This window comes from Methanobacteriaceae archaeon (assembly GCA_013403005.1).
Lineage (GTDB): Archaea > Methanobacteriota > Methanobacteria > Methanobacteriales > Methanobacteriaceae > Methanobacterium.
In genome coordinates this window covers 131967-158550 of record JACBOA010000001.1, presented here as the reverse complement: position 1 = coordinate 158550, position 26584 = coordinate 131967, and the positions used below count along the sequence as shown (strand labels likewise).

Sequence of the window (26584 nt, the reverse complement as noted above, 5' to 3'; positions counted from 1 at the left end):
GTATTTATTTTATAATGATCATCATTTGATAAATTTTGTCGATTAATTTTAGATTCTAAATCTTTTAGATTCTAAATACTATTTTGTAATCCCTCTTATTCAATTATTACTGCCCCTCATTTTTTTTAAAACGTGTTTTTTCATAGAAACCTCCCCAATTAATCAATTCATTAACTAGGGATAAATACATTTGAGTAAAATTCATTAGGATTGCTTTATATAATACGGATGAGTGGGATGGATGAGTGATTAGGAAAGGGAAAATGATACTTGTTACCGGTGGGACTGGACATATAGGGAATGTCTTGGTGCGCAGATTAACATCTCAGGGGATGAGAGTAAGGGTGATGATCCTTCCAGGAGATGATCTCAGACCAATCAAGGGATTGAATGTGGAGACCGTGGAGGGAGATGTAACTGATTTTGATTCAATCCTGCCCGCTTTTAAGGGTATAACTAGAGTATTTCATCTGGCAGGCATTATTTCCATAGTGCCTGGGGATATGAACTTCTCCAACGAGTGAATGTTGAGGGAACCCGTAATGTGGTTCGTGCGTGTCTTGAAAAGGGTGTAGATCGTTTGATTTACACTAGTTCAGTTCATGCTTTATGCGAACCCCCTCATGGGACTCAAATTGATGAATCATGCTCATTTGAACCAGAATTATCAAGAGGAGGTTATGATCGCAGCAAATCTCTGGCATCTTTAGAAGTGCTTAAAGGTGTTAGTAAAGGGCTTGATGCGGTCATTGTATGTCCCAGTGGAGTTATAGGACCTTATGACTACAAGATATCCCAGATGGGGCAAATGATTCTGAATTATATGCGTGGAGATATGAAGACCTATACTGACGGTGCTTATGACTTCGTTGATGTGCGTGATGTGGTTCAGGGACTTTTACTGGCCTGTCAGAAGGGTGTGAGTGGTGAAATTTACATATTATCTGGGGAGAAGATTACAGTCAAAGAACTCATGGTTACAATGGAAGAATTGACTTCAGTTGGCCGTCCCTGGCTTAAAATACCCCACTGGCTTGCCCATGCACTTGGAAAAATTACACCTTTATACTACCGTAACCGTAAAAACAAACCACTCTTTACCAGTTACTCCATGGAAGTGCTGGTGAGTAACTGCGATATAAGCAATAAAAAAGCACGAGAAGAATTAGGATACTCCCCAAGACCTATTAAAGAATCCATAAGAGATTCTGTAGAATGGTTTAAAAGAAATGCTTCTGAATAACGGCTCTGTAGAAGTTCTGTAGAAATCCTTTTAGAACTTGAACAATAAGTGTTTTTACGTAGCGTTGTAGGTTATAAAAGACGTTTCGTAGTTTGCTTTCTTTGTTTCTTAAACTATCTCTTCGGCTATTGTTTTTATCTCCTAATATCTCTTTTTAAAACTGAAATCACTGTTTCTACAATCCTCATTAGATGGTATCGTTTTTACTGAATAATGATTGCGTGCTTAATCAATATTTACCTGTTTTGATCCGTTTTTTGGCTGCTATCATGCTTGGATGCTCTTGTATTCTTCGTTTATGGGTGTGTGTATTCTTTTTCACTGTCGAATGCTCTGTCTAAAGCTGAAGCCCTGATGGTTTATATTTGTTTTCCTTATAGTTGGTATTGCATCTTTAGAATCAATGTCTAGGGCCTTTTGATACTTTCTGAGCTAGTATTGCTTGTTTTTTGGTGTCTACTGCTATTTGGTTTTTCGTGTAGCTTTTATCCTCTTTTTATTTTGTTTTTCGATTGTTCTATGCGTAATATGGCTGTATTGGTCTGTAGAGTAACCAGTTCCATCTACAACCACCCATGGTTCATTTATATCAAATAATTCAACTGTTAGCATTTTCATCGAAAAAAATGGGGATACTAAACATTTGAAGAATTATTTTGAAGTGTGGTGAAGTGTGGGATCTTTTTTAAGCCTAGTATTTCCTGTATTTTGGACTTTAATTTCACAATTTGAACAATTTCACGGTATTTCAGACTTAAACGTTTCATTAAAGATGTTAATCCCATATGTTGGTGTTGTGTGTAAAATCATGCTTTGAATATTTACACGAATAAGTAGCTATGGTCATTTTAGCCACTTTAAACGCGGTTGTAAGTGAATTTTATAAGTTCTTCAGGATCAAAATCGCACATGGGATCACTCCAGTACCACACTATATTACTAAAGTAGTGATCCCATCATACTAAATAGATTTCTACATAGCCAAAAAATTATTCAAATTCAATCACTCGGATGTTCCCCTAAAATGGTTGTATTTGTCCTTAATCTAGTTTTAAATCCGAAGAGAACCTTAAACATGTTTTTGAATGGTTTCCAGTAGATGTGTATATGGACCATAGTACCTATTACCATTAATATAGCCATTTCCACATGCCAGAAAGTCAATGAGGAGTTTAAAGCAGATCTTATTCCTAAATTTATCATAAGGGTTAAAAAAACTCCAGTCACCCCGGTTCCAAGATATCCTGCAGTTAACAGTAAATTCCATATTCTTTTATGCTTATTTCTTTTCAAGATCCCCTTTTTAAACAGGTAATAAGTGAATAAGTATCCTCCTATTATTATCATAGAAACTGGCAGCACATAGTAATTGCTATGATCTCCATTCAGAGTTCCTGTGTCTAAATTGGAAGAATCTGGCATTAAAGCAGGGTTTGGATCTGGAGATTGATCCGGTGTAATATCTGCGTTTGCTCCGTTTCCATGACCTTCATTTATGGGGCTGGTTGTTGTGGTGCCATCAGTTGATGTGGATGTATCAGTTGTGCCGTCAGATGATGTGGTGGAGGTTTCTGTGGTGGTAACCGGGGTTGCCTGGGAGAAATCGCAGAACCCATCACCACCAATATCCATATAACGGGAACAGTGCCCTGGAAAGGGATCATTAACCATTCCATAAGGACAGGTAGTAGCACATGAAGAAGACATGGTACTGGCTGCTAGGAAAGGAATAGTAGTGGCTGCTGCTAATAACTTTTGTTTAGCAGGAATTTTGGATAATGTTGAGCTAATGTTTTCTCTTGATAATGCAGATAATACTTTCTCCTTTGATAAAGAGTAAGTCAATTTCTCTTTTGCTAGTAAAGATCTTATCCTAATAATCATACTTTTGACCTCCTTTTCGCTGGGATGAACATGGTCCTTGCAGACTTCCAGTAGGTGTGGAAATGGAATACAGTTACCAGGGCTAGAGTTACGCCTAATTCAACATGCCAGTAAAGTAACTCTGGATTTATGGAGAGTTTGACCCCGAATTCCATGAATATTAGCAGGATGAAACCAGCTCCTGCAGATATTAGAAATGCTAACCCTATTATTAAATTCCATATGTTGATGTGTATTGCTTTTTTAATTAAATTCATTCTGTATAGACTGTAAGTGAGTAGATAGCCCCCGATAAATGGGAGGGCAGGTATAATCATATCATAAACCATAAGGATTCCCCCATAATTCTTTAAAAACACATATTCCAGTTATGTTCTGTTTTAAAACAATGTAGATGTTCTTTTTATTAAATAAAATTTTATGAAAAATTAAAACAATTCAAAGTTTAAGAACATCTTTTAAACCTGTTTTGAAGCCCGTTTTATCAGGCTACATATAATCAATAGATCATCCATATAAAAGTAATTATTCCAAGTTTATACCCAGATCTTTCCAAAATCATTACCAATTATGCTTTTAATGATAAATTCGAACTGTTCATATGAGTGATGTACAATTGGATGATTTTGGGGAGAAAAATGGGTGTGATCTGGGCATTAACTTGGAATAAACATTTACCCTTTATGGGAGTTATGCTAGTTCAACCACCAAGTGGAGGTGAAATCAAGTGAACAATTTGAAAAAGGGGATATTGATCTGTGCCCTGGTAATGATGGTAAGTATGGTTCCTGCCTTCGCATTGAACGATACATCCAACAACACTACTGGAGACCAGATCAGTGCTCAGACAACATCTCAGAACCAGCACCACTACGGTCAGAAGAATGCTGCCAGTGGTAACTGTGGAACTTGTGATGGAAGCGGCAATGGATCCTGTGACGGAACTTGCGATGGAGACCAGCACAAATACCAGTACGGGCAAAAAAACAGTGCTAAAGGTACAGGAAACTGTGACCAACCTCACAAGTATCAGTATGGCCAGAAAAACAGTAACTCCGGAAATGGAAATTGCGACGGTCAAAACTGTAAAAACACAACCACATAAAAATCCAGAAAGGTAACTTAACCTTTCTTTTTATTTTTTTTTTCTTTCGGAGATTTCATTTAAGAAAGTTAGTATTGAAAAATTGCTGTTTGTGATCTTCTTGGCAGAGTCTTTTACTATTTCTTTTCTTAGTAATTACATCTTCTAAATAATTAAATCAGTTTTTAAAGCTGTTTAAATCTGTTTAAGATCATTGAATTCCATAAAATAATTATTTTGGTACTCAATTGTTATTTTAGAAGATTTTAGAAGAAAAATCTCCTCCTGACACTGCACTTGAATTAAGGTCAGCTTCACCTTCTATACCACAATTCAATTATTATTATCTTTGAAATTTTTTGAAGAATAAAAGTCAGTGAAAATAAGTTTAGGGTGTTTTCCGGTATAATCCGGGTGTGATTTGGGTCTCAATTTGGAAAAATCATTTATCTTATAATGAAAGTTACATCTATTGGACCAAGCAGAGGAGGTGGAAGTTTTTCATCTGCATCATGCTGATGTTAAAGAACCTATATAAATGTCGGATCTTATCCTCACTCACCCAACCGCCTTAGATTAACCTCATGATAAGATCTATCTAATTCAGCATGGTGCAAAAAATTAATTCTAAATAAATGGAATTTCAGAACTCCAAAATAATTATCGGACAGTTCCCCCCAATAATAAAGGAAAAAAATAATTATTTTTACCAAAACCAGGGCTAAATAAATTTACTTACTATTGATTTTTCACATTGTATATACATATTATAAATACTAATGCAAATAGGAAAGTGCTCAGATAGTTGATCCAAGTGTATTGTCCCAATCCAAATATCTCATAAAGGCCAATTATCACTACCAATATGAAAAAGCAGCTGCTAATATGTTCGTGTCCATCTTTCCCCATCAATTTTTATATTTTTATTTAATTCTCACATAAAAATAAAGTTTTTAAGCCTATTGCGTGACAACAATCACCAACCACGAACCCATAATTATAGATGATTAATCATTATAAAATAGATTTATATTGGAAAAAACCTTATTAACCTAAAAATATTAGGAGGCTTAAAGATGAAATTCAATTTTAAAACTATGGGAATGCCCCTGGCTATAATTGCTTTTATAGTCGTTATGCTGATTCCCATGAAAGGTTTAAGCTATCCGGGTCATGCCGCACTTGCTCTACTTGTGTTCGCTATTATAATGTGGGCTTCTGAAACTGTTCATCTGGCTGTTACTTCTTTAATCATACTTTTCATCCAGCCCATAATTGGTGTTGAAAGCTTTAATGCGGCTGTAATTGGTTTTGCAAACCCTATAATATTTCTTATGATTGGTGGTTTCATTATTGCCGAAGCAATCAGAAAGAGTGGACTGGCAACCCGTCTGACCTACACCATGCTTAAAAAGTTTGGTACCACCCCTGATAAAAGTATCTTCGTGGCTGTTTTTTCCACAGGAATTTTATCAGCATGGATAGAAAACGTGGTGGCATTTGCAATGCTCATCCCCATTATAAAGGAAATCATTCCTTTAATGGGTGTAAATGACCCTGAGAAGGGTAAAAGTAACTTTGCAAAAGCCATGGTGCTTGGTGCTTCCTACGGTTCCCTTGCCGGTGGCTTCGGTACAGAGATAGGTACTGCCCCCAACCTGATGGCTGCAGCATACACCAACATCCCCTTTGCCAACTGGATGGTCTTTGGATTCCCCCTGGCCATTGCCTTGATGCTGGTAATCTGGAAACTACTGGGCAGAATATTCAAACCAGAAGTAAGTGGGATTGTGGGTGGAATGGATACCATAACCACTAAAATGGATTCATTGGGCCCCATGACTAAAAAGGAAAAAACTTCATTAGTTATACTATTGTTTACTATTGGATTGTGGGTTACCACAGGTATTACCAGGCTGGACAGTTATTCCATAGCTTTAATAGGTGCTGTGCTCTTCTTCATTTTCAAAGTTATTGACTGGAAAGATGCCCAGAGCGGTGTTGACTGGGGATTAATAGTCTTTTTTGGAGGAGCTTTAAGCCTTGGAGCTGCTTTACTGAATACTGGTGCAGCAAGCTGGCTCATAACCGATATTGTGAGTATGATGGGAACTAATCCCTCAGCCATTCTTATTACCTTGGTTCTGATGATAGTTGCAGTTATCATAACCCAAGTCATGTCCAACATTGCACTTTCAGCAATACTAGTGCCCTTATCAGTAACACTGGCCCAGGCGCAGGGACTGTCTGTAGGTACCTACGCAGTGCCAGTTGCCATTGCCTGTTCATTATCATTCATGCTCCCCATGGCTGATCCAACTGTGGCTATGGCCTATGGGACGGGGTATGTGAAGATCAAGGAGATATTAAAAGCAGGAGTTCCCCTGGTGATTATTGGAATTATACTGACCATTATAATTCTAATTAGTCCCCTTGCAAAACCAGCCCTGGGATAAGTTCAATGAAAAGGTTTAATTTATTTATCCTCATTATTTATTTTTAAAATCATTAAAGGTATGAATTGATTAAGGGAGGTTAAAAAAATGGTTTATAAAATATTATTACCCACAGATGGTTCGAAAAGCTCCGAGAGAGCTGGAGAATACGCTATCTCAGAAGCAAGTTTAAGTGGTGCTGACATAATCGTTTTAAATGTAATTGATATGGATTATTTGAATTCTTTACCACAAAGTGATTTAAGGGAAAAATTGGATGAAGAGCTACTTGCAGAAGGGAAAAAAGCTGTTGAAAAATTTAAAACTAGAATAGAAAAAGAGCAATGCAAGGGTAACTGTAAAAACGTTAACTTAATAACCATGATTAAAAAGGGAAAACCAGAAGAGGTTATATTAAAAACTGCTAAAGAAGAAAATGTAGATCAGATAATTATGGGAAAATCAGGTAAGCACGGATTGGAAAGGTTTTTGATGGGCAGTGTTACAGAACGGGTAGTTAGAGATTCCAAAATTCCAGTTAATATCATCGCATAAATTGAATTAGCACCGCTTTGAACCTTTTATGAAGTTGATTTTCTAATCTTCCTTTTTTGCTTGAAATCCCCTTCTAAACTTCTGCGTTTAGTTATGTCTCTCCAGTAAACTGATATTCCATCTTCTGAAGGATACACACTGAAATCGAACCATTTATCTTTATTTATTATACCTTGAGTTTCGAAATGCTGAACTTTATGGTTATACATTGCCGAGCGGAATTTTTCCTCATGTATGGTTCCTTTAAGTTCCGGAAATCGTTGCCACAGGTTTTGACCCAACAGTTCATCACCATCTATTCTTACATATTCTGATGCACAAGGATTAACATAAATAATATCCCATAAATTATTAAAAGCAACAAAACCATCCTGAATACTATCTAAAATTCGTGTTATTTTACTTCTACCACGTTCTAGTTCATCTTCAGCCAGCTTACGTTCAGTATCATCAAAAACGTAACCTTTTACTGTTTCGAGTTCCCCGGAGTCATTGAAAATACCCACAAGGTTGGCTACCACATGAATTTTCATGGCATCAGATCTTCTCTGCCAGCTCTGGAAACCCAGAATCTTTCCCTCATTTTTAAGCCTAGTGATCATGTAAGGCCAGTCAAATGGGTTTGATTGGGATATGTTCCACTTAAGTGCGTTTTCAATACTATTGAAACCATAGATTTCTGCAAAAGCAGGGTTGCACTCTAATATATTACCTTCAGGTGTGGCAATAAAATCCCCAGTTAAATCTTCTTCAAAAAGAAGATGATATTTTTCTTCACTATAAATTAAATCTTCTTCAGCCCTTTTACGTTCTGTATCATCATATAAATAGCCTTTTACCTTAATTAGTTGATTTAAATCGTCAAAAATTCCAATAACATTAGCTACAACATGAATTTTCTCACCATCAGCACGAGTCAGCCAGCTTTGATAACCTTCAACTTTTAACTGAGTTTCAAGCTGACCAATAAGATTAGACCAGTCCTTTTGGTTGAAATGCGAGATATTAATCCCTAGCACCTCTTGAGCATTAGAAAATCCGTGGATTTCAGCGAATGCAGGGTTACACTCCAAAACTATTCCTTCAGGAGTGGCAATAAAATTACCAGTTAAGTCTTCGTCAAACAATAGCCGGTACTTTTCTTCACTCTCCCTTAAAGCATCTTCAGCCCTTTTACGTTCCGTGTCATCGAAAATATAACCTTTAACTTGAATAATGTTCTGTGATTCATCGAATATTGCCACCACATTACTTATGACGTGGATTTGTTTTCCATCCGGCCTTTGATGTAGCGCTTGGTGTCCCCTGATTTTGTGTTCAACCTGCAAAGATTCCATTAGTTTTTTCCAGTCCTGAGGGTTGAATTGGGAGATATCTGTTTGGACGGCTTCTTCACAATTAGAAAATCCATAAATCTCAGCAAAAGCAGTATTACATTCCATTATTTTACCTTCAGGCGTTGCAATAAAATCTCCAGTCAAATCATCTTCAAAAAAACGACGATATTTTTCTTCACTAGCAATGAGTTCTTCATATTGCTTTTTTAGAGTGTTGTGCTGACACTGTCCTAAAAAAGCAGAATCAATAACTAAAACTGTACCCTCTATATATTCTGTTTCCGCCTGGGGATTGTATTCAGGATTAATCATACTTTCAGAATCAATACGAGTTTGAATTTTAATTAAACTGTCATCAAGTAATCTATCCTTTTCAAAAGGAACTATCAAACTGGTAAACAGATTCATCTCCCGGAGATCTTCAGTTTTATCAAAACCAGTTAATTCTAATGCAGCAGCATTTGCATAGACCAGTTCACCCCTCAAATCAAAAAGAAACATTGCCAGGGGCGATTTATGGAATATTTTCCTGAAAGAGCTTTTATCGATTTTAACCCTGATTCCTCCTATTTGATCATTTGCCTATACATTATTCATTGTTTTCGTTAAATTATATGTTTTTTAATATGGAATTGAAGATAAAGGATAATGCGTCATTGATATATGATTGAATAATTGTAAGAAAATAAGATAAAATGATTCATTAAGGAATCTGGTCATTTTAAACATTTTTATTCTTTTATCAGTTCTATGAATTTATCCATGTCTCGCACATTGAAAACGAATTTATGCCGGGCATTTGCTCCCTTGGGCCTCATGGACATCAGACAACTAACTGCTGATTTACTCTGATAATATTCGAAAATAGATTCAAACCAGTCCGCATCCTTACTATCTTCAAAAGTGACTTCCATTACACTGGAATGTTCCTCAACAGTACATTCCCTACCCTTTAGTGCTTCCTTTAGCTTTTGGATTTTTGGGGTTGGATTCATGGTATCTTCAAACTTTCTTGTACATAATATGTTTTTAAATTGTTTAAAAATATATTTTTTAGGTTTTTAATTTTTCTTTAACTTTTTCCTGTCTGTAAACCTTTAATGCAGCATAGGTAATCCCCAGAATTAGCGGTCCTATGAAGAGGCCCGGAAGGCCCATAGTGACTGCCCCGTAGATGAATCCCAGTAGAAAGACCAGGGGGTGGACTTCTGAGTACTGTACGGATATTCTTGGCCTAATGTAGAAATCAGTTGTTGTTTCAATGATCCAGCCTAAAAATATCACCATCACTCCCTGGAAGGTGTGTCCAATGAGAATGCTGAAAAGTCCTATTGCCACATAAACAATCCATGGCCCAATGATTGGTATGAACATGGCTACACCACTTACAATAGCCAGTAAAATCACGTAAGAATATCCCAGGAAATAATAAACCACTCCTGAGAGCAATCCCAGTATGGCAGCCGGTATGATGTTCCCCACAATGATGCTTTTTAGGACATCATCCGCACCCTTTAAAACCTCCCGGTAGAAACCCTTATCCTCATCTGGAAGTATGTCTTTTACGTATCTGACTATTTTATGCCCGTCTCTGGCAAAGTAGAATATAGAAAAGATTAATATGAGCACCTGAGCAGCTAACCCTGGTATTGAACTCACCATCGATATTAATGAATTGGTTACGGCAGATATGAGTTGTATTATGCCTGATTTGATAGCACTGGCAATTGATTGAGATAGACTGGATGAAAGACCCAGATTTTGCAAGGCAACATTGATCTGATCTAAATTCACGGTGGTATTTCCATTAGCTGCCTGTTGAACAGACCCGAATATCGCTCCAGAGATGCTTAAAATCTGAATAGTAGTTAAGTATAATAGTAGAACTATGGGTATGACTATCAAGAACATTCCCAGTAGCACTGCTAAAGTATCGTATTTAACGTAGGGTTTGATTTTACAAGCTAAGTAATGAACATAGTATGCCATTATCGCCCCGAATATCACCATAGTGATTATTGGTGATAATACAGCCAATGATAGAATGGTTAAAAGTGCTATGATAGGGATTATGGTTGAAGATGACAGGTTTTTTATATGTGAAATCATTTTTGCACCAAAAATTTTTAAAATCTATATCCCATCTAAAATTTCCTCTTAATATACATCATTGAATCAAATTCTACTGCCAATAAATCCATGCCTATAATCAAGAGTAAAAAGATTTAAATACTAAACCGACTAATCAGTCTATTAATTGATCATCATTAACTTCAAGGATGTAACAAATTGAAGGAAAAGGAACAGAAAATACTCAACTCAGCCCTTTCACTCTTTGTGGAAAAGGGTTTTCATGGGACTTCCACTGCCGAAATTGCCAGGACAGCAGGGGTGGCCACTGGTACATTATTCCATTATTTTAAGACTAAAGAGGAACTCATAGACCAGCTATACATTTACTCCAAAGAAAGCATTCTAGAAGAAGTTCAAGATGATTATGACAAGGCAAAACCGCTTAAGGAAAATGTTAAATCTTTGTGGCTGAAATTCGTGTGTTTAGGTATTGAAAATCCTGATAAATTCAGTTTCATAATGTCTTTTCACTGCTCTCCATATATTACATCCTTTACCAAGGAGAGAATTGAGGATAAGTTCTTTGAACTCTTTCAGATTTACAAAAAAGGATTTGAAGAGGGGGGAATTAAAGAAACATACGATGAACTCCTCATGGATTTCTTCTGGGGAAGCATAATCAATACTATAATGCACTTTGAGAAAAATCCAGAGAAAATGACCCCAGAGAATATTGATCTTTCCTTTGAACTGTTCTGGGATGGAATTTCCAAATAGGCTATATTTTTAAAAAATAATAATCGACTGACAGGTCAATCTAGCGAGGTATGTGTGATGAATTACCGGAAAATTGAAATAAATGGCGACGAATTATCGGCACTGGGATACGGTGCCATGAGACTGCCCACTAAAAATGGCAGGATCAACAAAGAAGAGGCTAAGAAACTGATATATTACGCCATAGACCATGGAGTGAATATTATTGACACAGCCTACCCTTACCATGGTGGGGCCAGTGAATCCTTTTTAGGTGAAATTCTCACTGATCAATACCGGGAAAAGGTAAAGATTATGACTAAAATGCCCTCCTGGTCTGTCAAAAAATATGAAGATATGGAAAAATATCTGGATATTCAACTTGAAAAGCTCCAGACAGACTGCATTGACTATTACCTTATTCACAACATAAGTATGGTGAGCTTAAAAAGACTGAAAAAACTGGGAGTTTTTGAATTTTTAGAAGATGCTAGGGAGAAGGGGAAAATAATTAACATAGGTTTTTCATTTCATTCCGATTTAGACTCCTTTAAAAAAATTGTAGATTCATACCCGTGGGATGTTTGTCTCATTCAGTACAATTATATGGATGAAAAAAATCAGGCAGGTGCAGAAGGGTTAAAATACGCTCACTCCAAAGGAATAAGCATATTCATTATGGAACCTTTAAAAGGCGGGATTCTAGCCGGTGAAATTCCAGATGAGGCAAAAAAGATTTGGGATGAATCTGAAACCAAAAGAAACCCTGCTGACTGGGCACTCCGATGGGTCTTGAACCACCCCGAAGTTACCACTGTTTTTTCTGGAATGGGCACCATGAACCAGGTTAAAGAAAATTTAAAAGTTGCAGATGAAACTTTACCTTATTCATTAACTGAGGATGAATTAGAACTTTATGAACGGGTTAAAGAAGTCTATACCAATCTAATGAAAGTTGATTGTACTGGATGTGGCTACTGTATGCCTTGCCCCCGTGGAGTGGATATACCTCGCTGCTTTAACCTCTACAACAACCAGTACATGTTCAATAAAAGCCAATCCTTTGATTATCTTTTCACATTAGGAGGGGTTTTTTCCGGCCAGGAGGCCTATGCTGGACTTTGTAATGGTTGTGGAAGATGCGTGAAAGCATGCCCTCAGGATCTGAAGATACCTGAACTTTTAGTTGATGTTTCCAGTGAACTAGAAGGTCGTGGTTTTAAATATAAAGTTAAAACTGCTGAATATGTGATAATGCCAGTTTTTGATGCTTTTATTTCAATAAGCGATCGATTCTCCCGCAGATCTCGATCCTAAAAACTTTTTTAACCATTAGAAAACTTAATTCCTGTAAAATCAGATCCCAGAGCATTCATACTTAGTTTTTTCAAGTTTCATTATTATTCACCAGCACACCCGGGAAGTAATTCTGGGAAGGGATGTGTCTGCCTTTTCAAAGGGAACTAAAAACTGGGATAAATATCTTATCCTATCCTACACTATTCTGGGACTTTATGGCCAATTTTTCGTAGCTGGATTGGATATTGGGCGCGTCAAATATCACTTACTTAGTCTGGAGTACCTCCTCGTAGTTTTATTGTTATACCTTGTTTCCATAGTTCTGGTGGTGTGGGCCATGATCCAAAACCCTTTCTTTAAACCATCAGTAAGAATACAGGAAGATAGAGGGCAGAAGGTTATCACATCAGGCCCTTAGCATTATTTGAGGCATCCGGGATATTTATCAGGAATTTTATGGGATGTGGCCATGCGCATGATTTTAGGGTCTGGTTTGGCCCTAATTTATGCTACTATAATCATTTTATTACTTCTCATACGCACTTATCTGGAAGATAAGGCACTTCAAGATGAGGTGGAAGGATATATAGAATACACATATAAAACCAGATACCGGATACTTCCGGGGGTCTGGTAAAAAAAAACTGGAGAAAGTTCAGATAAGCCTTTATTTAGAGATTATTAACCATTAAATATATTTCGATAACCTTTATAAAAATTTAATAATTCTTTTTAAGGCGGTTGATGTATATTGTAGCCCAGATGTAGGCCACTGCACATCCCAGACCTCCCCCCACCACTATTCCCCACCATACTCCTTGAGGGCCGAACCCCAAGGAGAAGGCAAATAGGTAGGCGAAGAAAGAGATAAAAATCACTTCCCGGATGACAGTTAGTATAAGGGAGGTTATTCCTTTACCCATGGCCTGAAAAACTGAGCTGGCAGTGATTCCCAGTGGAACAGTGAGATAGAATAAACACATCACTTGCAGGAAGGCTGCTATGGAGGGGGCCATGAAGGCACTAACTGAGGAGTAGGTGAATATGCTGGCTATGTTCCCGGCAAAGATGTAGGATAATAAACCGGTAATTACTGCGATTCCCACCCCCAACTTTGCTGAATAAGTTAGTGCGGTAGATAGGTTCACATATTTACGAGCACCATAGGCTGCTCCCGCCACAGTTATGGCTGCAGTTCCTATTCCTATGGGTATGATCATGGCCATCATAACCACCCTCCATCCTGCAGTGTAAACAGCAACTGCTTCTGACCCTCCGGTAATCACCAGCATAAGGTTTAAAACCACCCCCAATACAGACATGACAAATGACTCGGCACTGGCCGGTAATCCCACCATTAAAATATCTTTAATCACTTTAAAGCTGGGTTGGAAGTCTTCTCTGGCAAATGAAACATAGGTTTTCCCCTCCAGGAGTAACCAGTAAAACATCAGGATGCAGGAGATGGTGGATGAGACTATAGTGGCCCAGGCAGCTCCACTAACCCCCCATCCAAAGTAATAGATGAAAATGGGATCGATAACTATGTTTAGAATAGCAGTGGCAGCCATGGCGTACATGGGTCTTTTTGCATCTCCCTCGGCTCTTAATATGCCTGATGCTACACTGGAGAATATAAAGAGAACCAGACCTGCAAACACGATCTGACCATACTCCACTGCCAATTTTAATGTATCACCAGCACCCATCAACACTAGAATCTCAGGTAAAAATAACAAGGTCAAGGTGGTTAAGACTGCTGATACAACCATGGTCAGTATTAATGAGTGAATAGCTGCATTATCAGCACCTTTTTTATTCTGAGCACCTATACAACGTGCGATTAGAGATGTGGCCCCTGCTGCCAGTCCGTTACCAACACCTATAACTATGAAAAATAGGGGGTTTATGAAACCTAAAGCAGCCAGTGCATTGGGGCCCAGACCAGAAACCCAGATACTATCTGCCAAGTTATAGGCCATGATAAGGAACATGGATATGATCATGGGCATGGCCAGTACTCGGATAGCCTTTTTGGGGTCTCCTGTGACCATGGCTATACGCTGATCCACATCTTTCCGGGTATTTTTTGAATTCATCCGTATCTCCTATAATAACTCAAAATTGGAGTTTGAAACCATCGATTAACTTAAAAAAAATCTTAATCTCATTCAATTGGAATTAAGATGTTAATTTTCCAAATAATTGCATCGAAACTATCTATTTAAAATCTAAAATAGAAATTCAAAGTTCTAATTTGTGAATTGTACAATTCTAGTATATATTATCTTGTGCCGTTAAATTATGGTTTAATAGTATTCTTTTTTTGATGCTATTTACTAGTTATTATTCCAAATATTTTAGTTAAATACTAAAAGAACTATTTTTTGTTTTATTAAACTGATTCCGTTTTTTAGATTTTAACAATCTCCTTTTTATTTTACTTATCTTTATCATTTGAAATGTTCCATCCCTCCATAATACAAGTTCTTTAATATGTTGAAAATTAGAATTATTATAGGGTGATATGAATGATTAGTGTCAATGAGGAAGCACCGGTTTTAGCCAGAGCCGAAATAGATATTGACGCAGATCCAGGTACTGTATGGGATATTATGGCTGATATTGAAAATTGGCCCCAGTGGAATCCTGATGTAAAGAGTACTGCCTTGAGAGGGGAATTGAAACCAAGTACGCAGTTTCACTGGATAACCAGTCTTGGGGAAATAACATCCGTGCTGCAAGATGTAGAGAGACCTCATTTGTTAACTTGGATGGGAAAGACCATGGGCATTAATGCCATTCACATCTTTAAAATAGAAGAAAAAGATGGAAAAACCATTGCAATGGTTGAAGAATCCTGGGATGGTTTGATAAGCAGTTCCATGCATGACCGGATGGAAGAAATGCTCAAAGAGTCCTTAATATCTGTCTTAAAATGTCTTAAAAAGGAATCTGAAAAGGATTACCGTCCTTGATGAATTTTATCAGAATTTATAAAGTAGAATAATGATAAAGAGAGATTTTTACTCTAAAATTTGAAATTCCTGATAACAAGTCTGTTATTATTTATTTTTTATTGAATGTGGAATATCCAATAACTATTACATAGGAGGCAATGTGCAGCAAAAGTTAATCTCATCACTTTTGGTGTTTATGATCGAAAATCATTGGATTTTCCCAAAAAGGATTTTAATGGCAAAAATCTCCATCAAGCACTGACAATATGGTTTTATTATCATGGACAGGAATTTTTCTGGCACCTCCTGAAACTTTAACCATTAAATTACCTTTAAATCTCGGCTATGTTATTAGCAGCGGTTTTGCTCCCTGGATAAACTGGAACGCGAACAATTAATGCTTTAACAACACCTGCAATTTTTAGTTTGATTGTTTTTGGGTTAGAGATTCCCAGTATCGCTTTATTACTAGATAAATTAGTTTAAATTAATTTTACACTGATAAAACCGATTATTCTTCTATTCTCACAATATCAGCCTTCTAATAGAATTTTTCCAATTTTTCTTACTCCTTGTTAATATCCAACTCATAAGAATTTAAAAAACTTCATACTATTGTAGTTATTTGATGACAATATTTCTATAAGTCCTCATTAATTATAAAAAAGGTCAATATCCATATAGAGAGTCATCTAAAGATTTATAGGCCTTCTGAACATAAAATAACCTATTTCCAATTATAAGTTTATGCCAGATTTAAGCTTGGTTATAGGTTTAATTTACAAATCACCTTCAAAAATCAATGGTAAATCTCAAGAGGGAATCTAAGGATGAGTACTGTAGAAGTTGAAGTTCTGCGTAAAAAGGCCATGGAAGAGGAAAAAGAAGAAATAGAAAGAATAAAGGAAAAATTCAGAGAAAGACGAAAAAATCGTCAGAAAAATAAGGATTCCGAAAGCGCAGATCTGGAAATACAAGCCATTATTCGACAAGCAGAACTACAAGAATTGCGAGAAAGAGAACAAATACGACAAAAACTCAAACAAAAAAGACAACAACAACTCCAAGAACAACAAAAAAACACCAAAAACAACCAACAAAAACAACAACTCATACAACAAGCACAAAAACAAGAAAAACAAGAAAAAGAACAAATACGACAAAAACTCAAACAAAAAAGACAACAACAACTCCAAGAACAACAAAAAAACACCATAAACAACCAACAAAAACAACAACTCATACAACAAGCACAAAAACAAGAAAAACAAGAAAAAGAACAAATACGACAGAATCTCATACAAAGACGTGAAAAAACTGCTGCAAAAGACATCGGAAAAGAAGATATTTTTAGAAGGGCTTTGGATAGGGAAGAAGTAGAAAAAGATAATATTTGGGAACTTTATCTGGTTCAAAAGCCCAAAAAGAGCAGTGAAAGGTTTAATCAGTTGGGACAATTTGAAACCGCTAGTGAACTTGAGATTGAAAAGTTTGAAGGGGAAACTTTAAAGACGGAATATCTTGCTGGAGAAGCTGAAGAATTTGAAACTTTTGAAGAACCTGTTGGGGAAAGTATTGATAGGTCTGCTTTACTGGAAAAGTTCAATATAAGAGACATTCAAGATGATGAAGTTGATCATATACTGGAAAATTTCGATAGATCCCTAAGTGATGAGAATGTTGAAGAAATAGAAGAACAGCTAATGGAAAAAATAAAAAAATCCGCATTATCTCATCCCAAAATTGAATGGGTTAATGTGCTGGTGTTTTTAGATGAAAAAGAAATACAAGGAAACATAAAAATATTTGCAGAGTATAATAATGGAAGCTTATTGAACCGCATAATTTCTGCAGCTGATAATGAAAGATTAGAAATGGAATTAATGCAAATCGCATTATATGAGGTTTGGGATGTTTTCACCACCTTAGGGGTTAACACTGATTATCTTGAATCAAAAATAATGGTTGAAGTTGAACTGGACCGGGCTTAATAATCTAGAAAGATATAAAGTTTAGGCTTATATTGCCCTCTTTTAAACCTTCACAAGATATATGCTTGCACAGTATTGAGAATTTAATTTTTAAGTAGTAGTGACTGTGATCTATAAGTATCCTAGATTTCATTAGGTGCCGTTGAGAAATAGAGCATATTATTGCATTTTTTTACTCTGATTACTTGATTTATACTTGAATCATGTTCCCTGGATATATTAGTAGAATGATCAATAAATTTGGAGATGAATCTTTAAATAATGTTCTGATTATCATTAAAATCATTGTATATGAAATATTATAGCTATTTAAAACCCTCAGTACGATTTATATATTTAAAATTTTAAGATAGAAATTGTACAAACCCAAGATAAGGTGAATTAATGGCAGAGGATATTAAAGAGATGAAAAAAGTTGAAGTCTGGGACTACCTTAACATAACGATGGTTGGTTTTTTCCTGGTTCTCTTTAGTGTTGGGGCTATTTTACAGAGTTTTTACACTTCCACTTTAGTTCCTCTTGTTATTGAACCTCCTATAGTTGCCTATGTACTCTCACTTGCCACTTTTAGTTTAGCCCTTATTTCTTTGGGTTGCTGCTTTTTGCTTGTAGTTTTATGGATTTTCACTTTCAGAAAATATGTTAACCGGGAAAAGGAAAGCCCTAATAAACGGCTAGATACAATCTATTCCATTTGCATTCTTTTCATTGTATTATCTGTTTTGCAGAGTTTTTTCAGCTTTTTAGGTACTTTTTATTTTGCCATTTCCCCCTGGCAATATCAAATATCTGTGATTATTGCCAGTCTAGGGCTGCTTTCTCTGGTTGTATGCTACATAGGTTTGCTGCGTGGAAATTTTTCCTTCAAAAAATATGTGGACCCGGGTGATTATAATCAACAAAAAAAGTTTAATCTACGAACCTTCACTGGTAGAACATTACTAGTATTGACCATTAGTAGTGTGCCTGTTTCTTTCCTAGCTTTTGGATGGTTAGGTTTAATACTGGAATGGTTAGTGTTACTTATCCCCTTTTACTTAATTTTCGGGACTGATAAAATAATCAAGTTTGATAAATGAATTATAAGTGAAATATAAGTGAATAAATTTTCAACCATTCAAGAATGAGTGATTTTTTATAGAACTTAGATTAGTTTTTATCATTCAAATATAAATTCATAATATAATCATCCTGGATGAATTTCTTTCTACTGGGAAGTTTAGCTTCTAATAATATAATTTATTACTAGAAATATTATCACTAAACTCCACTAGTTACCAAACCTTATGGTATAATATTAAATCAAAAAAATGGGAAAAATAAAAGTGTTCAAAAACTGTTTTTTTTAGATGGTTTCCGTGAATTCTGTTGTCTCCTGAATTCCGGCTATTTTCTGAAGAATGTATCCTAATGCAAAGAGTAATACTCCATTGATAATGAGAATTACTGGAACCAGCATAGCGGGAATGAAGCCGGGTAAAAGCATGGATAAACCAAAAGCAATGGACACAAAATTCAAAATAGTCTGTGTGATCATCAATTTTTTGGCAATGGGAGGTAATACTACGGGTTCTAGTGGAGGATGCCTCAGCGCACCCAAAATGGGAATGAACCTTTTAAGGAGTAATATGACACCTCCAAGGATGTTCAAGATTCCGAGGAATATTTGGAGCATGGTGGTCAGAATTCCAGGGACTATACATGAGAAAGCTCCCAGAGTAGCGAATAGAATTCCAATTGATACCAGTAGCCAAGAACGCTTGTATTCGCCCATAGGGGTTTCTCCTAGGGCAGTGATTTGAATTGCCATTATTACCAGCAGCAGGCCAAGCTCACCATCAGGAGAGAAGGAAATAACACCCTGATTTATAGGGAAGAGAAATACTCCTAAGAGTATTAGGAGAACTCCAACCATAATCAGCACAGCCTGGGATAGAGAAATCTTTGCATCCTGTAACAATCTAAAAACTGCCTTTGAATCAGTTGTATCTAATTCAGGAGGTTTTTCCGGAGGATATATCCGGGTGACCTTCTGGATGCACCAGGCCAGATAGAAAAAACTGATCCCAAACGTAATAAGCAGTACCGCGATTTCTGGGTTGGTGGTAATACCCGGGATGAGTGTTAAAAGACCCAGCAAAATTGCCACCCCATATACCAGGGCACAGGCCAGGGTCAAATGCTGCAGCAGTCTAGAAGTTTTAATCCATATTTTAGCCTTCTTATCAGAAAGAAACAACTGTAAAAGTAGAGATATTCCACCGAAAAATAACATTAACCCTGCCAGTATACGGACGATCTCGGTTAAAGTTCCTGGAATGAAACAGGCAGTCATTCCAATGATTGCTGTGCCTATTCCAGTTATAACTAGAGCCCAGGACCGGCGAATATCACCAAAGGGAGTTCTGCCCATGGTGATGATCTGTAATGAAACTATGATCAGGAAAAGTCCATAGGTGCTGTCTGGGGCGTAAGGTAATTCTCCAGTGCTGATTTTAAACAGAACAATACCAAAAAGGAGCATGAATATCCCTAAAATGAGTAAGATAACCACTTCCAGTGATAGATCAGATTCTGCTCTTATGGGCGAGTAGCCCTTTTTTGGAAGATCTTCAGTTTTCAATATGATACCCCCTGCATCATCAAGTTGTAGTTTTCCCCCTTTTTTATAGACTGTTCGTGATCAAACACCATCGGCATCTATAATTCCTCCATTTCTTATCCCCTAGTATGTTCTTTTACCACTTAGTTAAATTTCATCCAGGATTATGATAATGAGCTTGGCACACGGGTTAAAACTCCTCTAACAAAGGGATGGTCATTAAATATTAAATAGATGTAATAAATTTCCATTAAACCTTTAACTTGTTTACCCCTTTAAAGCTGTTATTACTTACTTATACAAAATTTATATTATTAATCACTAATTTATATATTTAAAATACATCCAATAAACTGAATTTTTAAGTTTTAGACTTATATTTGTGAAATTTTTTAGATGTTGTTAACTTCTAATTGGGCATGATGAAAAGTAAATATCTCAGGAACGGTTCTAAATTCATAAGCACCCAGGGATTTAATAAGAAGCTTGATCAAAATGATCCATATGTTCTTTTTAAATTTATGGATAAATTCATAACCTAATAAGTAATTAATAAGTATTAGAGAGATTTTTATGTTAATGAATCCGCGCTTGGAATATGCTGCTTATAGTCTTAAAGAACTCGCCGGTAGTGAATGTGATAAAACCCGCTTTTATCAGCTCATGTGCTTACTGGACCGTGAAGAAGGTAATTTTGGCTGCGGACTGGATGTGCCTTACTACTGGTACCTGGATGGTGTGATGATAAATGATTCAGAACATCTTTTTCATTTGAGAAAAAGGGATTTATTTGATATAATTCCTCAGGATGAGAAAAAAACCATTGATAAAGCCATTATATGTGTCCTGGAGAAGTATGAATCCAAATCAAGTAAGGAACTTCAGAGTGAGATCTTTAAAGATGCCCCTTTTCCTTTTCAAAAAGAATTCAGCAAGTTTCTAATGGTTGTGAGGGGTTGGAAAGAAAAAACGACCCTGGATAACTATTTTAACTGTGGTTATGCAGATATTTTAAACCTCCTAGAGAAGCTGGAAAGATCATTTCCTCAGAAAGAATTTGAAGATCTTTATCCCTTATTTTTAAAGTGGAAAAAATCCACGGAATGCATGGTGAAGAAGGGAAAATCACGTGTTAAAACTGGATTACTGGCGGAGAAATTCTCATATCTTTTAAGTAAAAAGCTAAAAGTTGTGGCTCATGAAAATATATATCCTGAAATTGTTGCTTCCTGGAGATCAGATTATGAAAAAGCCCGTGTTAATTTTGAAGAATTTTTATTAGATTTCCAGCCGAAAGCTCAATCTAATCATGAACCATCAATAAAAGATTGAAAAAAAATAACAATTAATCCATATTTTACAAGAATAAAACTTTAATAATTTTACATTTTCAAATTAAGCTTTTTCAAACCTACATTCCTTACATTTTGCACAGGGAGGTAATCTATCGTTAACATCATCCAGATGCAAATCTTCACCACAATTCAAACAGATATAACGTCCTTTTCCTGGTTTTTGACCACATTTGTAGACCATTTTTTTCACCTATTTTAAAAAAAATATTAATAATAATATAACTAATTAATACTTATATATAATATGATCGTATTATGTTGAGCCACCCGTTGTTTTGGTTTAATCCCAGAAATTATTCAAGTTAATGTTCAAAGAATCTGTCAGATAATTATATTCACCTGAAATTTTTCTTATTCCATGATTTAAATCTCTATTTGTCCTTATTTTACTCATGATCTGGTGATTTGGGAAATTTGCTGATTTGAAATTGCAGATAGACCTATATAATCTTAAAGATCTTAAAAAATTTGCCTAATTTCTAAAATAGAATTTCTAAAATAAATATGATTGCAAAATGAACTCTTCCTGTCTGGCTTTTCTGCAGTTACCACCAGCGAAAAAAATAGGAAAATGGTGTTTTGGAGAATGGTGTTTTTATTATTATTTAGAGTTCATAACGCCGGGACAGGGATTTGAACCCTGGAGGAGCCATGCTCCACGGGATCTCAAGTCCCGCGCCTTACCTGGCTAGGCTATCCCGGCAATGGATTTTACTTTTATTAATCAAACCTTTTTTTGGATCAACCTTTATAAAAGGTTGGGATTTGTCTATCCCGGAAAAAAATGACTTAGATATTTAAATGGGAGTAATTTGTTTAAGCTGTTGTTTTCAGCTGTGAATATGTGCAATTTTTAGATGGGTTATTTAGCTTCGGAGTTCAATTTCAATACTCACATTATCCGGCACATTGACCTTCATAACCTGTCTCATGGCCCGTTCATCGGCTTCGATTCCCACCAGTCTCTTGTGTATCCTGAGTTCCCATTTTTCCCAGGTTGCTTTTCCCTCACCATCTGGTGATTTACGGGTGGGTACTACCAGTTTCTTGGTGGGTAGTGGTATGGGGCCTGAGAGATCTACACCTGTCCTTTCTGCGATCCTCTTAAGCTGGTCACAGACATAGGCTAATTTCTCTGGGTCGGTGCCGGTGAGTTTAATTCTAGCTTTGTTCATTACTCGATTCCTCCATTAAAAAGAAAGAGAAGGTAGTACAAACTGGCACATTCCAGTTCGCCCTTCAATTAAATATATCCTAGATTTACTTTGCTGGCACCAGATCAATGCACATACCAGCAGCCACAGTCTGACCCATATCACGGATAGCAAACCGGCCCATGTGTGGTATGTCCTTGATCTTCTCAATAACCATAGGCTTGGTAGGTTTAACCACCACAAAGGCAGCATCCCCAGTCTTGAGGAAGTCTGGGTTTTCTTCTTTAACCTGACCAGTGGCAGGGTCCAGTTTTTTCTGGAGTTCCAGGAAGGTACAGGCTACTTGAGCAGTGTGACAGTGGAATACTGGGGTGTAACCAACGGTGATAACACCAGGGTGCTGTAAAACTACGATTTGTGCTGTGAATTCTTTAGCCACTGTAGGTGCGTTATCAGTATGTCCGGCTACATCTCCACGGCGTATGTCATTTTTACCCACACCACGTACGTTAAATCCTACGTTATCTCCAGGTTCTGCTTTTTCTAGCATTTCGTGGTGCATTTCAATGGATTTTACTTCTCCACTTGCTCCTGGTGGTTCGAAGATGACGTTGTCACCTTTTTTCATGATTCCGGTTTCCACACGACCCACAGGCACAGTTCCCACACCAGTGATGGAGTATACATCCTGGACTGGTACTCGTAGTGGTAGGTCGGTTGGTTTTTCAGGTGCAGTAAATTCATCTAATGCTTTAACCAGGGTTGGTCCTTTGTACCAGGGAGTGTTTGCTGATGGTTCAGTTATGTTGTCTCCTTCAAAAGCAGATAGTGGTATGAAGTTGATGTCTTTGGGCTTGTAAGCCACGGTTTTAATTAAGTCTGAGACTTCTTCTTTGAGTTCATTGAATTTTTCTTCACTGTAGTCCACCAAGTCCATCTTGTTTATACCGATGATGAGCTGGTTGATTCCCAGAGTACGTGCTAGGAATGCGTGTTCCTTGGTCTGGGGCATTACACCATCATCTACTGCTACTACCAGTACTGCAGCATCTGCCTGAGATGCACCGGTGATCATGTTTTTCACAAAGTCACGGTGACCAGGGCAGTCCACAATGGTGAACTCATATTTAGGAGTGTCGAATCTGGCGTGGGCCAGGTCAATGGTCACTCCTCTTTCTCTTTCTTCGGAGAGTTTGTCCATAACAAATCTGAATTTGTCTTCTCCTTCGGATAGTTGCTGTTCAGCGATAGCTCCGGACTGTAATAGCAGGTGACCCACTAGAGTGGATTTACCGTGGTCTACGTGTCCGATAAACGCCAAATTCATGTGTTCTTTTCCTTTAGCCATAAATTATTCCTCCAATAAAATTCTCTTACTATGAATATTTAGAGAGCTTACTAGGCGTACTGGTTGGATTTATTGGTTCCCCTATTTAAATTAACCAGTAAAAAATTTGATCTGAATACCATTGTAGTAATGGTTATGAAATATATCCAGATTTTTTTATGATATTCCCCCACTCATCAGGGAATACTACCCAAAAAATTAAGGGGTTATCAAATAAGTGGTTGGGATAGTTTAAGTACTTATCCCAGATATGGATGATCACTCAGCCCAGGTAATGGTCAGGACCATAAGGCTGATCAGATAAACCTTTACGTTGCCTGATTTCCCGTATTATGGTATTTTGAAGTTCACGTGGGAGTCTTTCGAATCCTGCATTCTCTGTAGACCAGAGACAGCGTCCTTCTGTAGCTGATCGGATGTCTCCGGCGAATCCAAACATTTCTGCTACGGGTACTTTGGATTCTACAGTGGACATGTCACCTTCCTGGCCCATGTCCACGATCTGTCCACGCCGGTTCTGTATTTCACGGGTGGCTGATCCCATGTAGTCTTGGGGTGTGTTGATGAATACTTTCTGGATGGGTTCCAGTAGTGCTGGTTCAGCCATCATGATGGCACCGTATATTGCCTTTCTGATGGCCGGGAGAACTTGTGCTGGTCCCCTGTGCACGGCATCTTCGTGAATCTTGGCATCCATGAGTTTAATCTTGATTCCCATAACTTTTTCTTTGGCTATTGGTCCTTCATCCATTGCACTTTCGAATCCTTCCAGGAGTAATTCTTTTATCTCATCCAGGTACTGGATACCACGGGTCATGTTGACAAAGATGCTCTTCTCATACACATCCCATACTTTCCGTGCTTCTTCTTTAGGTAATCCGTATTCCTGGAATACTGGAACCAGTTCTTTACCTTTAACTCGACCTTCTTTGATTTTCCCATCAACTATGGCTTGGTATACTCCTTCGTCCAGTGGTTCGATTTCTATGTAGAACCTGTTGTGTTTGTTGGGGGATTTTCCTTCCACTGGCCCTGCTTTTCCAGCTATGGTCTCACGGTAAACCACGATAGGCTCGGATGTTTCGATTTCCACACCTTTCTCATTGATACGGTAGGCGATGATCTCTAGGTGGAGTTCACCCATTCCTGCTACCAGGTGCTCACCAGTTTCTTCATTTATTTGCATTTTAACAGTAGGGTCTTCTTTTCCAACCTGTCTTAGAACTTCTATAAGTTTTGGTAAGTCTTTGGTATTTTTAGCTTCAACTGCCACAGTAACCACCGGCTCTGAGATGTGTTCCAGACCTTCAAAGGCTTTGATTTTTCGTTCCACATCACAGAGAGTTTCCCCGGCTACGGCGTTTCTTGCCCCGGTAATGGCTACAATGTTCCCGGCAGGTACTCGGTCAGTGTTCACTCTTTCTGGTCCGAAGTAAACCCCTACTTGCTGGAGTCGTGCTTTTCCATGGCTTCCCACCATGAATATTTCAGTTCCCTTCTCCAGGGTTCCACCGTATACTCTTCCGGTGGCTATTTCTCCAGCGTGTTTGTCTATGCTCACATCAGTTACCATCACAGCCAGTGGTCCGTCAGGATCGGTTTTGAGCATACCCTGCCCTTCTTCACTTTCAATATCTCCCGACCAGATGCTAGGTACCCTGTAGGGCTGTGCTTTGTTGGGGCTGGGTAAGTGTTCCACCACCATTCCCAGAAGAACTTCAGATAGAGGTACTTTTTGGGCTAATTCTTTCTGGTTATCATTATTACAGTAATCAAGGATGTCTTTGAAGTTTATACCTGTTTTCTGCATGATATCCATGTTTATAGCCCAGTTGTGGTAGGCGGATCCGAAGGCTACGCTTCCATCCTCCACCTTTACCTGCCATTCTTTTTTAAGATGTTCTGGTGCCATGTTGCTGATGAGTTTGTTAGCGTTGGCAATGACTTTGATGAATCTTTGCTGGAGTTCCTGTGGGTCAAGTTTAAGCTCATTTATGAGTCTGTCTACTTTGTTGATGAAAAGTACAGGTCTTACGTTTTCTTTTAAAGCCTGGCGTAGCACAGTTTCAGTCTGGGGCATGATTCCTTCCACGGCACATACCACTACTACTGCTCCGTCCACTGCTCTCATAGCACGGGTTACGTCTCCACCGAAGTCCACGTGACCAGGGGTGTCTATGAGGTTGATGAGATAGTCATCGTCCTTGTATTTGTGCACCATGGAAACGTTTGCTGCGTCGATGGTGATTCCTCTGGCCTGTTCCTGTTCATCAAAGTCCAAGTATAACTGGTCTCCGGCCAGTTCTGATGAGATCATACCTGCTCCTGCCAGTAGGTTATCGGATAAGGTGGTTTTCCCATGATCTATATGGGCCACGATACCAATGTTACGAATGAAATCGGGTTCGTACATCAGTTCCTTGATCTTGTTGATCATTTTTGTACGTCTACTCAAAATAATCACCTGAAAAAAAGTTTTTTACCATATAAAAAAAATTTGGAGTGAA

Annotated in this window: 23 protein-coding genes, 1 tRNA gene and 1 pseudogene; 12 read left to right on the top strand and 13 right to left on the bottom strand. The window is 37.5% G+C overall.

The genetic code is table 11. From position 1 onward, the window contains the following. Positions 1–263: 263 nt before the first annotated feature. Positions 264–1243: pseudogene (locus HVN35_00770) on the top strand (SDR family oxidoreductase). Positions 1244–1705: 462 nt separating this feature from the next. On the opposite strand, the gene HVN35_00765 reads toward HVN35_00770, so the two are convergent. The 3 genes from HVN35_00765 to HVN35_00755 all read right to left on the bottom strand — a co-directional run bounded on the left by HVN35_00765 (position 1706) and on the right by HVN35_00755 (position 3456). Then, positions 1706–1861 (bottom strand): hypothetical protein, encoded by a 156-nt coding sequence (locus tag HVN35_00765; protein ID NYB51086.1) that lies wholly within the window; start codon positions 1859–1861, stop codon positions 1706–1708. 381 nt (positions 1862–2242) lie between these two features. Further along, positions 2243–3127 (bottom strand): hypothetical protein, encoded by an 885-nt coding sequence (locus HVN35_00760; protein NYB51085.1) that lies wholly within the window; start codon positions 3125–3127, stop codon positions 2243–2245. Continuing rightward, entirely contained in the window at positions 3124–3456 is a 333-nt protein-coding gene (locus HVN35_00755) for a hypothetical protein (protein NYB51084.1), read from the bottom strand. The genes HVN35_00760 and HVN35_00755 overlap by 4 nt, the downstream gene beginning before the upstream one ends. Before the next feature lie 398 nt (positions 3457–3854). Here HVN35_00755 and HVN35_00750 point away from each other — a divergent pair, with 398 nt between their 5' ends. From HVN35_00750 to HVN35_00740, 3 genes are all read left to right on the top strand, one after another. Then, positions 3855–4232, top strand: coding sequence for a hypothetical protein (locus tag HVN35_00750; protein NYB51083.1), 378 nt, complete (start codon positions 3855–3857; stop codon positions 4230–4232). Between the two features lie 1082 nt (positions 4233–5314). Next, on the top strand, positions 5315–6667 hold the full coding sequence (locus HVN35_00745) for a DASS family sodium-coupled anion symporter (protein NYB51082.1): 1353 nt from the start codon (positions 5315–5317) through the stop codon (positions 6665–6667). A gap of 87 nt (positions 6668–6754) precedes the next feature. Continuing rightward, positions 6755–7201 (top strand): universal stress protein, encoded by a 447-nt coding sequence (locus HVN35_00740; protein NYB51081.1) that lies wholly within the window; start codon positions 6755–6757, stop codon positions 7199–7201. Between the two features lie 26 nt (positions 7202–7227). Here the strand turns inward: HVN35_00740 and HVN35_00735 are convergent, their stop codons facing one another. The 3 genes from HVN35_00735 to HVN35_00725 all read right to left on the bottom strand — a co-directional run bounded on the left by HVN35_00735 (position 7228) and on the right by HVN35_00725 (position 10647). Then, on the bottom strand, positions 7228–9045 hold the full coding sequence (locus HVN35_00735; protein ID NYB51080.1) for a PAS domain S-box protein: 1818 nt from the start codon (positions 9043–9045) through the stop codon (positions 7228–7230). A gap of 224 nt (positions 9046–9269) precedes the next feature. Beyond that, positions 9270–9533 carry a hypothetical protein gene (locus HVN35_00730; GenBank protein ID NYB51079.1) on the bottom strand — a complete coding sequence of 88 codons (264 nt, stop codon included), beginning with the start codon at positions 9531–9533 and terminating at the stop codon, positions 9270–9272. Positions 9534–9591: 58 nt separating this feature from the next. Then, a complete protein-coding gene (locus tag HVN35_00725) occupies positions 9592–10647 on the bottom strand; it encodes an AI-2E family transporter (protein ID NYB51078.1) in 1056 nt (351 codons plus the stop codon). A gap of 180 nt (positions 10648–10827) precedes the next feature. On the opposite strand from HVN35_00725, the gene HVN35_00720 reads away from it, so the two are divergent. The 4 genes from HVN35_00720 (at position 10828) to HVN35_00705 (ending at position 13303) form a co-directional block, all read left to right on the top strand. Further along, the gene (locus tag HVN35_00720) at positions 10828–11388 is read left to right on the top strand and encodes a TetR/AcrR family transcriptional regulator (GenBank protein ID NYB51077.1); all 561 of its coding nucleotides are present in this window, start codon (positions 10828–10830) and stop codon (positions 11386–11388) included. Positions 11389–11445: 57 nt separating this feature from the next. After that, the gene (locus HVN35_00715; GenBank protein ID NYB51076.1) at positions 11446–12684 is read left to right on the top strand and encodes an aldo/keto reductase; all 1239 of its coding nucleotides are present in this window, start codon (positions 11446–11448) and stop codon (positions 12682–12684) included. A 124-nt stretch (positions 12685–12808) separates the two neighbouring features. Further along, positions 12809–13084 carry a hypothetical protein gene (locus tag HVN35_00710; protein ID NYB51075.1) on the top strand — a complete coding sequence of 92 codons (276 nt, stop codon included), beginning with the start codon at positions 12809–12811 and terminating at the stop codon, positions 13082–13084. A 6-nt stretch (positions 13085–13090) separates the two neighbouring features. Continuing rightward, positions 13091–13303 (top strand): hypothetical protein, encoded by a 213-nt coding sequence (locus tag HVN35_00705; GenBank protein NYB51074.1) that lies wholly within the window; start codon positions 13091–13093, stop codon positions 13301–13303. An 82-nt stretch (positions 13304–13385) separates the two neighbouring features. Here the strand turns inward: HVN35_00705 and HVN35_00700 are convergent, their stop codons facing one another. Then, positions 13386–14765 (bottom strand): MATE family efflux transporter, encoded by a 1380-nt coding sequence (locus tag HVN35_00700; protein NYB51073.1) that lies wholly within the window; start codon positions 14763–14765, stop codon positions 13386–13388. A 432-nt stretch (positions 14766–15197) separates the two neighbouring features. Between HVN35_00700 and HVN35_00695 the strand changes: the two genes are divergently transcribed. The 3 genes from HVN35_00695 (at position 15198) to HVN35_00685 (ending at position 18697) form a co-directional block, all read left to right on the top strand. Continuing rightward, positions 15198–15644, top strand: coding sequence for an SRPBCC family protein (locus tag HVN35_00695; GenBank protein ID NYB51072.1), 447 nt, complete (start codon positions 15198–15200; stop codon positions 15642–15644). An 812-nt stretch (positions 15645–16456) separates the two neighbouring features. Further along, a complete protein-coding gene (locus HVN35_00690) occupies positions 16457–17617 on the top strand; it encodes a hypothetical protein (protein NYB51071.1) in 1161 nt (386 codons plus the stop codon). 384 nt (positions 17618–18001) lie between these two features. Then, positions 18002–18697, top strand: a complete 696-nt coding sequence (locus tag HVN35_00685) for a hypothetical protein (protein NYB51070.1) — start codon at positions 18002–18004, stop codon at positions 18695–18697. Positions 18698–18963: 266 nt separating this feature from the next. On the opposite strand, the gene HVN35_00680 is transcribed toward HVN35_00685, so the two are convergent. Continuing rightward, on the bottom strand, positions 18964–20202 hold the full coding sequence (locus tag HVN35_00680) for a hypothetical protein (GenBank protein NYB51069.1): 1239 nt from the start codon (positions 20200–20202) through the stop codon (positions 18964–18966). 591 nt (positions 20203–20793) lie between these two features. Between HVN35_00680 and HVN35_00675 the strand changes: the two genes are divergently transcribed. Continuing rightward, positions 20794–21552: a hypothetical protein gene (locus HVN35_00675; GenBank protein ID NYB51068.1), complete on the top strand. Its 759-nt coding sequence runs from the start codon at positions 20794–20796 to the stop codon at positions 21550–21552. Positions 21553–21615: 63 nt separating this feature from the next. Here HVN35_00675 and HVN35_00670 read toward each other — a convergent pair whose 3' ends face one another. The 5 genes from HVN35_00670 to HVN35_00650 all read right to left on the bottom strand — a co-directional run bounded on the left by HVN35_00670 (position 21616) and on the right by HVN35_00650 (position 26532). Then, complete coding sequence (locus HVN35_00670) at positions 21616–21756, bottom strand: hypothetical protein (GenBank protein ID NYB51067.1); 141 nt, start codon at positions 21754–21756, stop codon at positions 21616–21618. A gap of 437 nt (positions 21757–22193) precedes the next feature. After that, positions 22194–22278: transfer RNA gene (locus tag HVN35_00665), tRNA-Ser, on the bottom strand. Between the two features lie 163 nt (positions 22279–22441). Next, the gene (locus HVN35_00660; protein ID NYB51066.1) at positions 22442–22750 is read right to left on the bottom strand and encodes a 30S ribosomal protein S10; all 309 of its coding nucleotides are present in this window, start codon (positions 22748–22750) and stop codon (positions 22442–22444) included. A gap of 85 nt (positions 22751–22835) precedes the next feature. Further along, positions 22836–24077, bottom strand: a complete 1242-nt coding sequence (gene tuf, locus HVN35_00655) for a translation elongation factor EF-1 subunit alpha (protein NYB51065.1) — start codon at positions 24075–24077, stop codon at positions 22836–22838. Between the two features lie 262 nt (positions 24078–24339). Then, on the bottom strand, positions 24340–26532 hold the full coding sequence (locus tag HVN35_00650) for an elongation factor EF-2 (GenBank protein ID NYB51064.1): 2193 nt from the start codon (positions 26530–26532) through the stop codon (positions 24340–24342). Positions 26533–26584 lie beyond the last annotated feature (52 nt).

What these genes read in the sequence shown, in the direction of transcription:
- HVN35_00715 (NYB51076.1), top strand. Translation starts at nt 11,446, where the DNA reads ATGAATTACCGGAAAATTGAAATAAATGGCGACGAATTATCGGCACTG.
- HVN35_00700 (NYB51073.1), bottom strand. Translation starts at nt 14,765, where the DNA reads ATGAATTCAAAAAATACCCGGAAAGATGTGGATCAGCGTATAGCCATG.
- HVN35_00765 (NYB51086.1), bottom strand. Translation starts at nt 1,861, where the DNA reads ATGAAAATGCTAACAGTTGAATTATTTGATATAAATGAACCATGGGTG.
- HVN35_00660 (NYB51066.1), bottom strand. Translation starts at nt 22,750, where the DNA reads ATGAACAAAGCTAGAATTAAACTCACCGGCACCGACCCAGAGAAATTA.
- HVN35_00670 (NYB51067.1), bottom strand. Translation starts at nt 21,756, where the DNA reads ATGGTCTACAAATGTGGTCAAAAACCAGGAAAAGGACGTTATATCTGT.
- HVN35_00685 (NYB51070.1), top strand. Translation starts at nt 18,002, where the DNA reads ATGGCAGAGGATATTAAAGAGATGAAAAAAGTTGAAGTCTGGGACTAC.
- HVN35_00745 (NYB51082.1), top strand. Translation starts at nt 5,315, where the DNA reads ATGCCCCTGGCTATAATTGCTTTTATAGTCGTTATGCTGATTCCCATG.
- HVN35_00730 (NYB51079.1), bottom strand. Translation starts at nt 9,533, where the DNA reads ATGAATCCAACCCCAAAAATCCAAAAGCTAAAGGAAGCACTAAAGGGT.
- HVN35_00725 (NYB51078.1), bottom strand. Translation starts at nt 10,647, where the DNA reads ATGATTTCACATATAAAAAACCTGTCATCTTCAACCATAATCCCTATC.
- tuf (NYB51065.1), bottom strand. Translation starts at nt 24,077, where the DNA reads ATGGCTAAAGGAAAAGAACACATGAATTTGGCGTTTATCGGACACGTA.
- HVN35_00690 (NYB51071.1), top strand. Translation starts at nt 16,457, where the DNA reads ATGAGTACTGTAGAAGTTGAAGTTCTGCGTAAAAAGGCCATGGAAGAG.
- HVN35_00695 (NYB51072.1), top strand. Translation starts at nt 15,198, where the DNA reads ATGATTAGTGTCAATGAGGAAGCACCGGTTTTAGCCAGAGCCGAAATA.
- HVN35_00755 (NYB51084.1), bottom strand. Translation starts at nt 3,456, where the DNA reads ATGGTTTATGATATGATTATACCTGCCCTCCCATTTATCGGGGGCTAT.
- HVN35_00740 (NYB51081.1), top strand. Translation starts at nt 6,755, where the DNA reads ATGGTTTATAAAATATTATTACCCACAGATGGTTCGAAAAGCTCCGAG.
- HVN35_00675 (NYB51068.1), top strand. Translation starts at nt 20,794, where the DNA reads ATGTTAATGAATCCGCGCTTGGAATATGCTGCTTATAGTCTTAAAGAA.
- HVN35_00760 (NYB51085.1), bottom strand. Translation starts at nt 3,127, where the DNA reads ATGATTATTAGGATAAGATCTTTACTAGCAAAAGAGAAATTGACTTAC.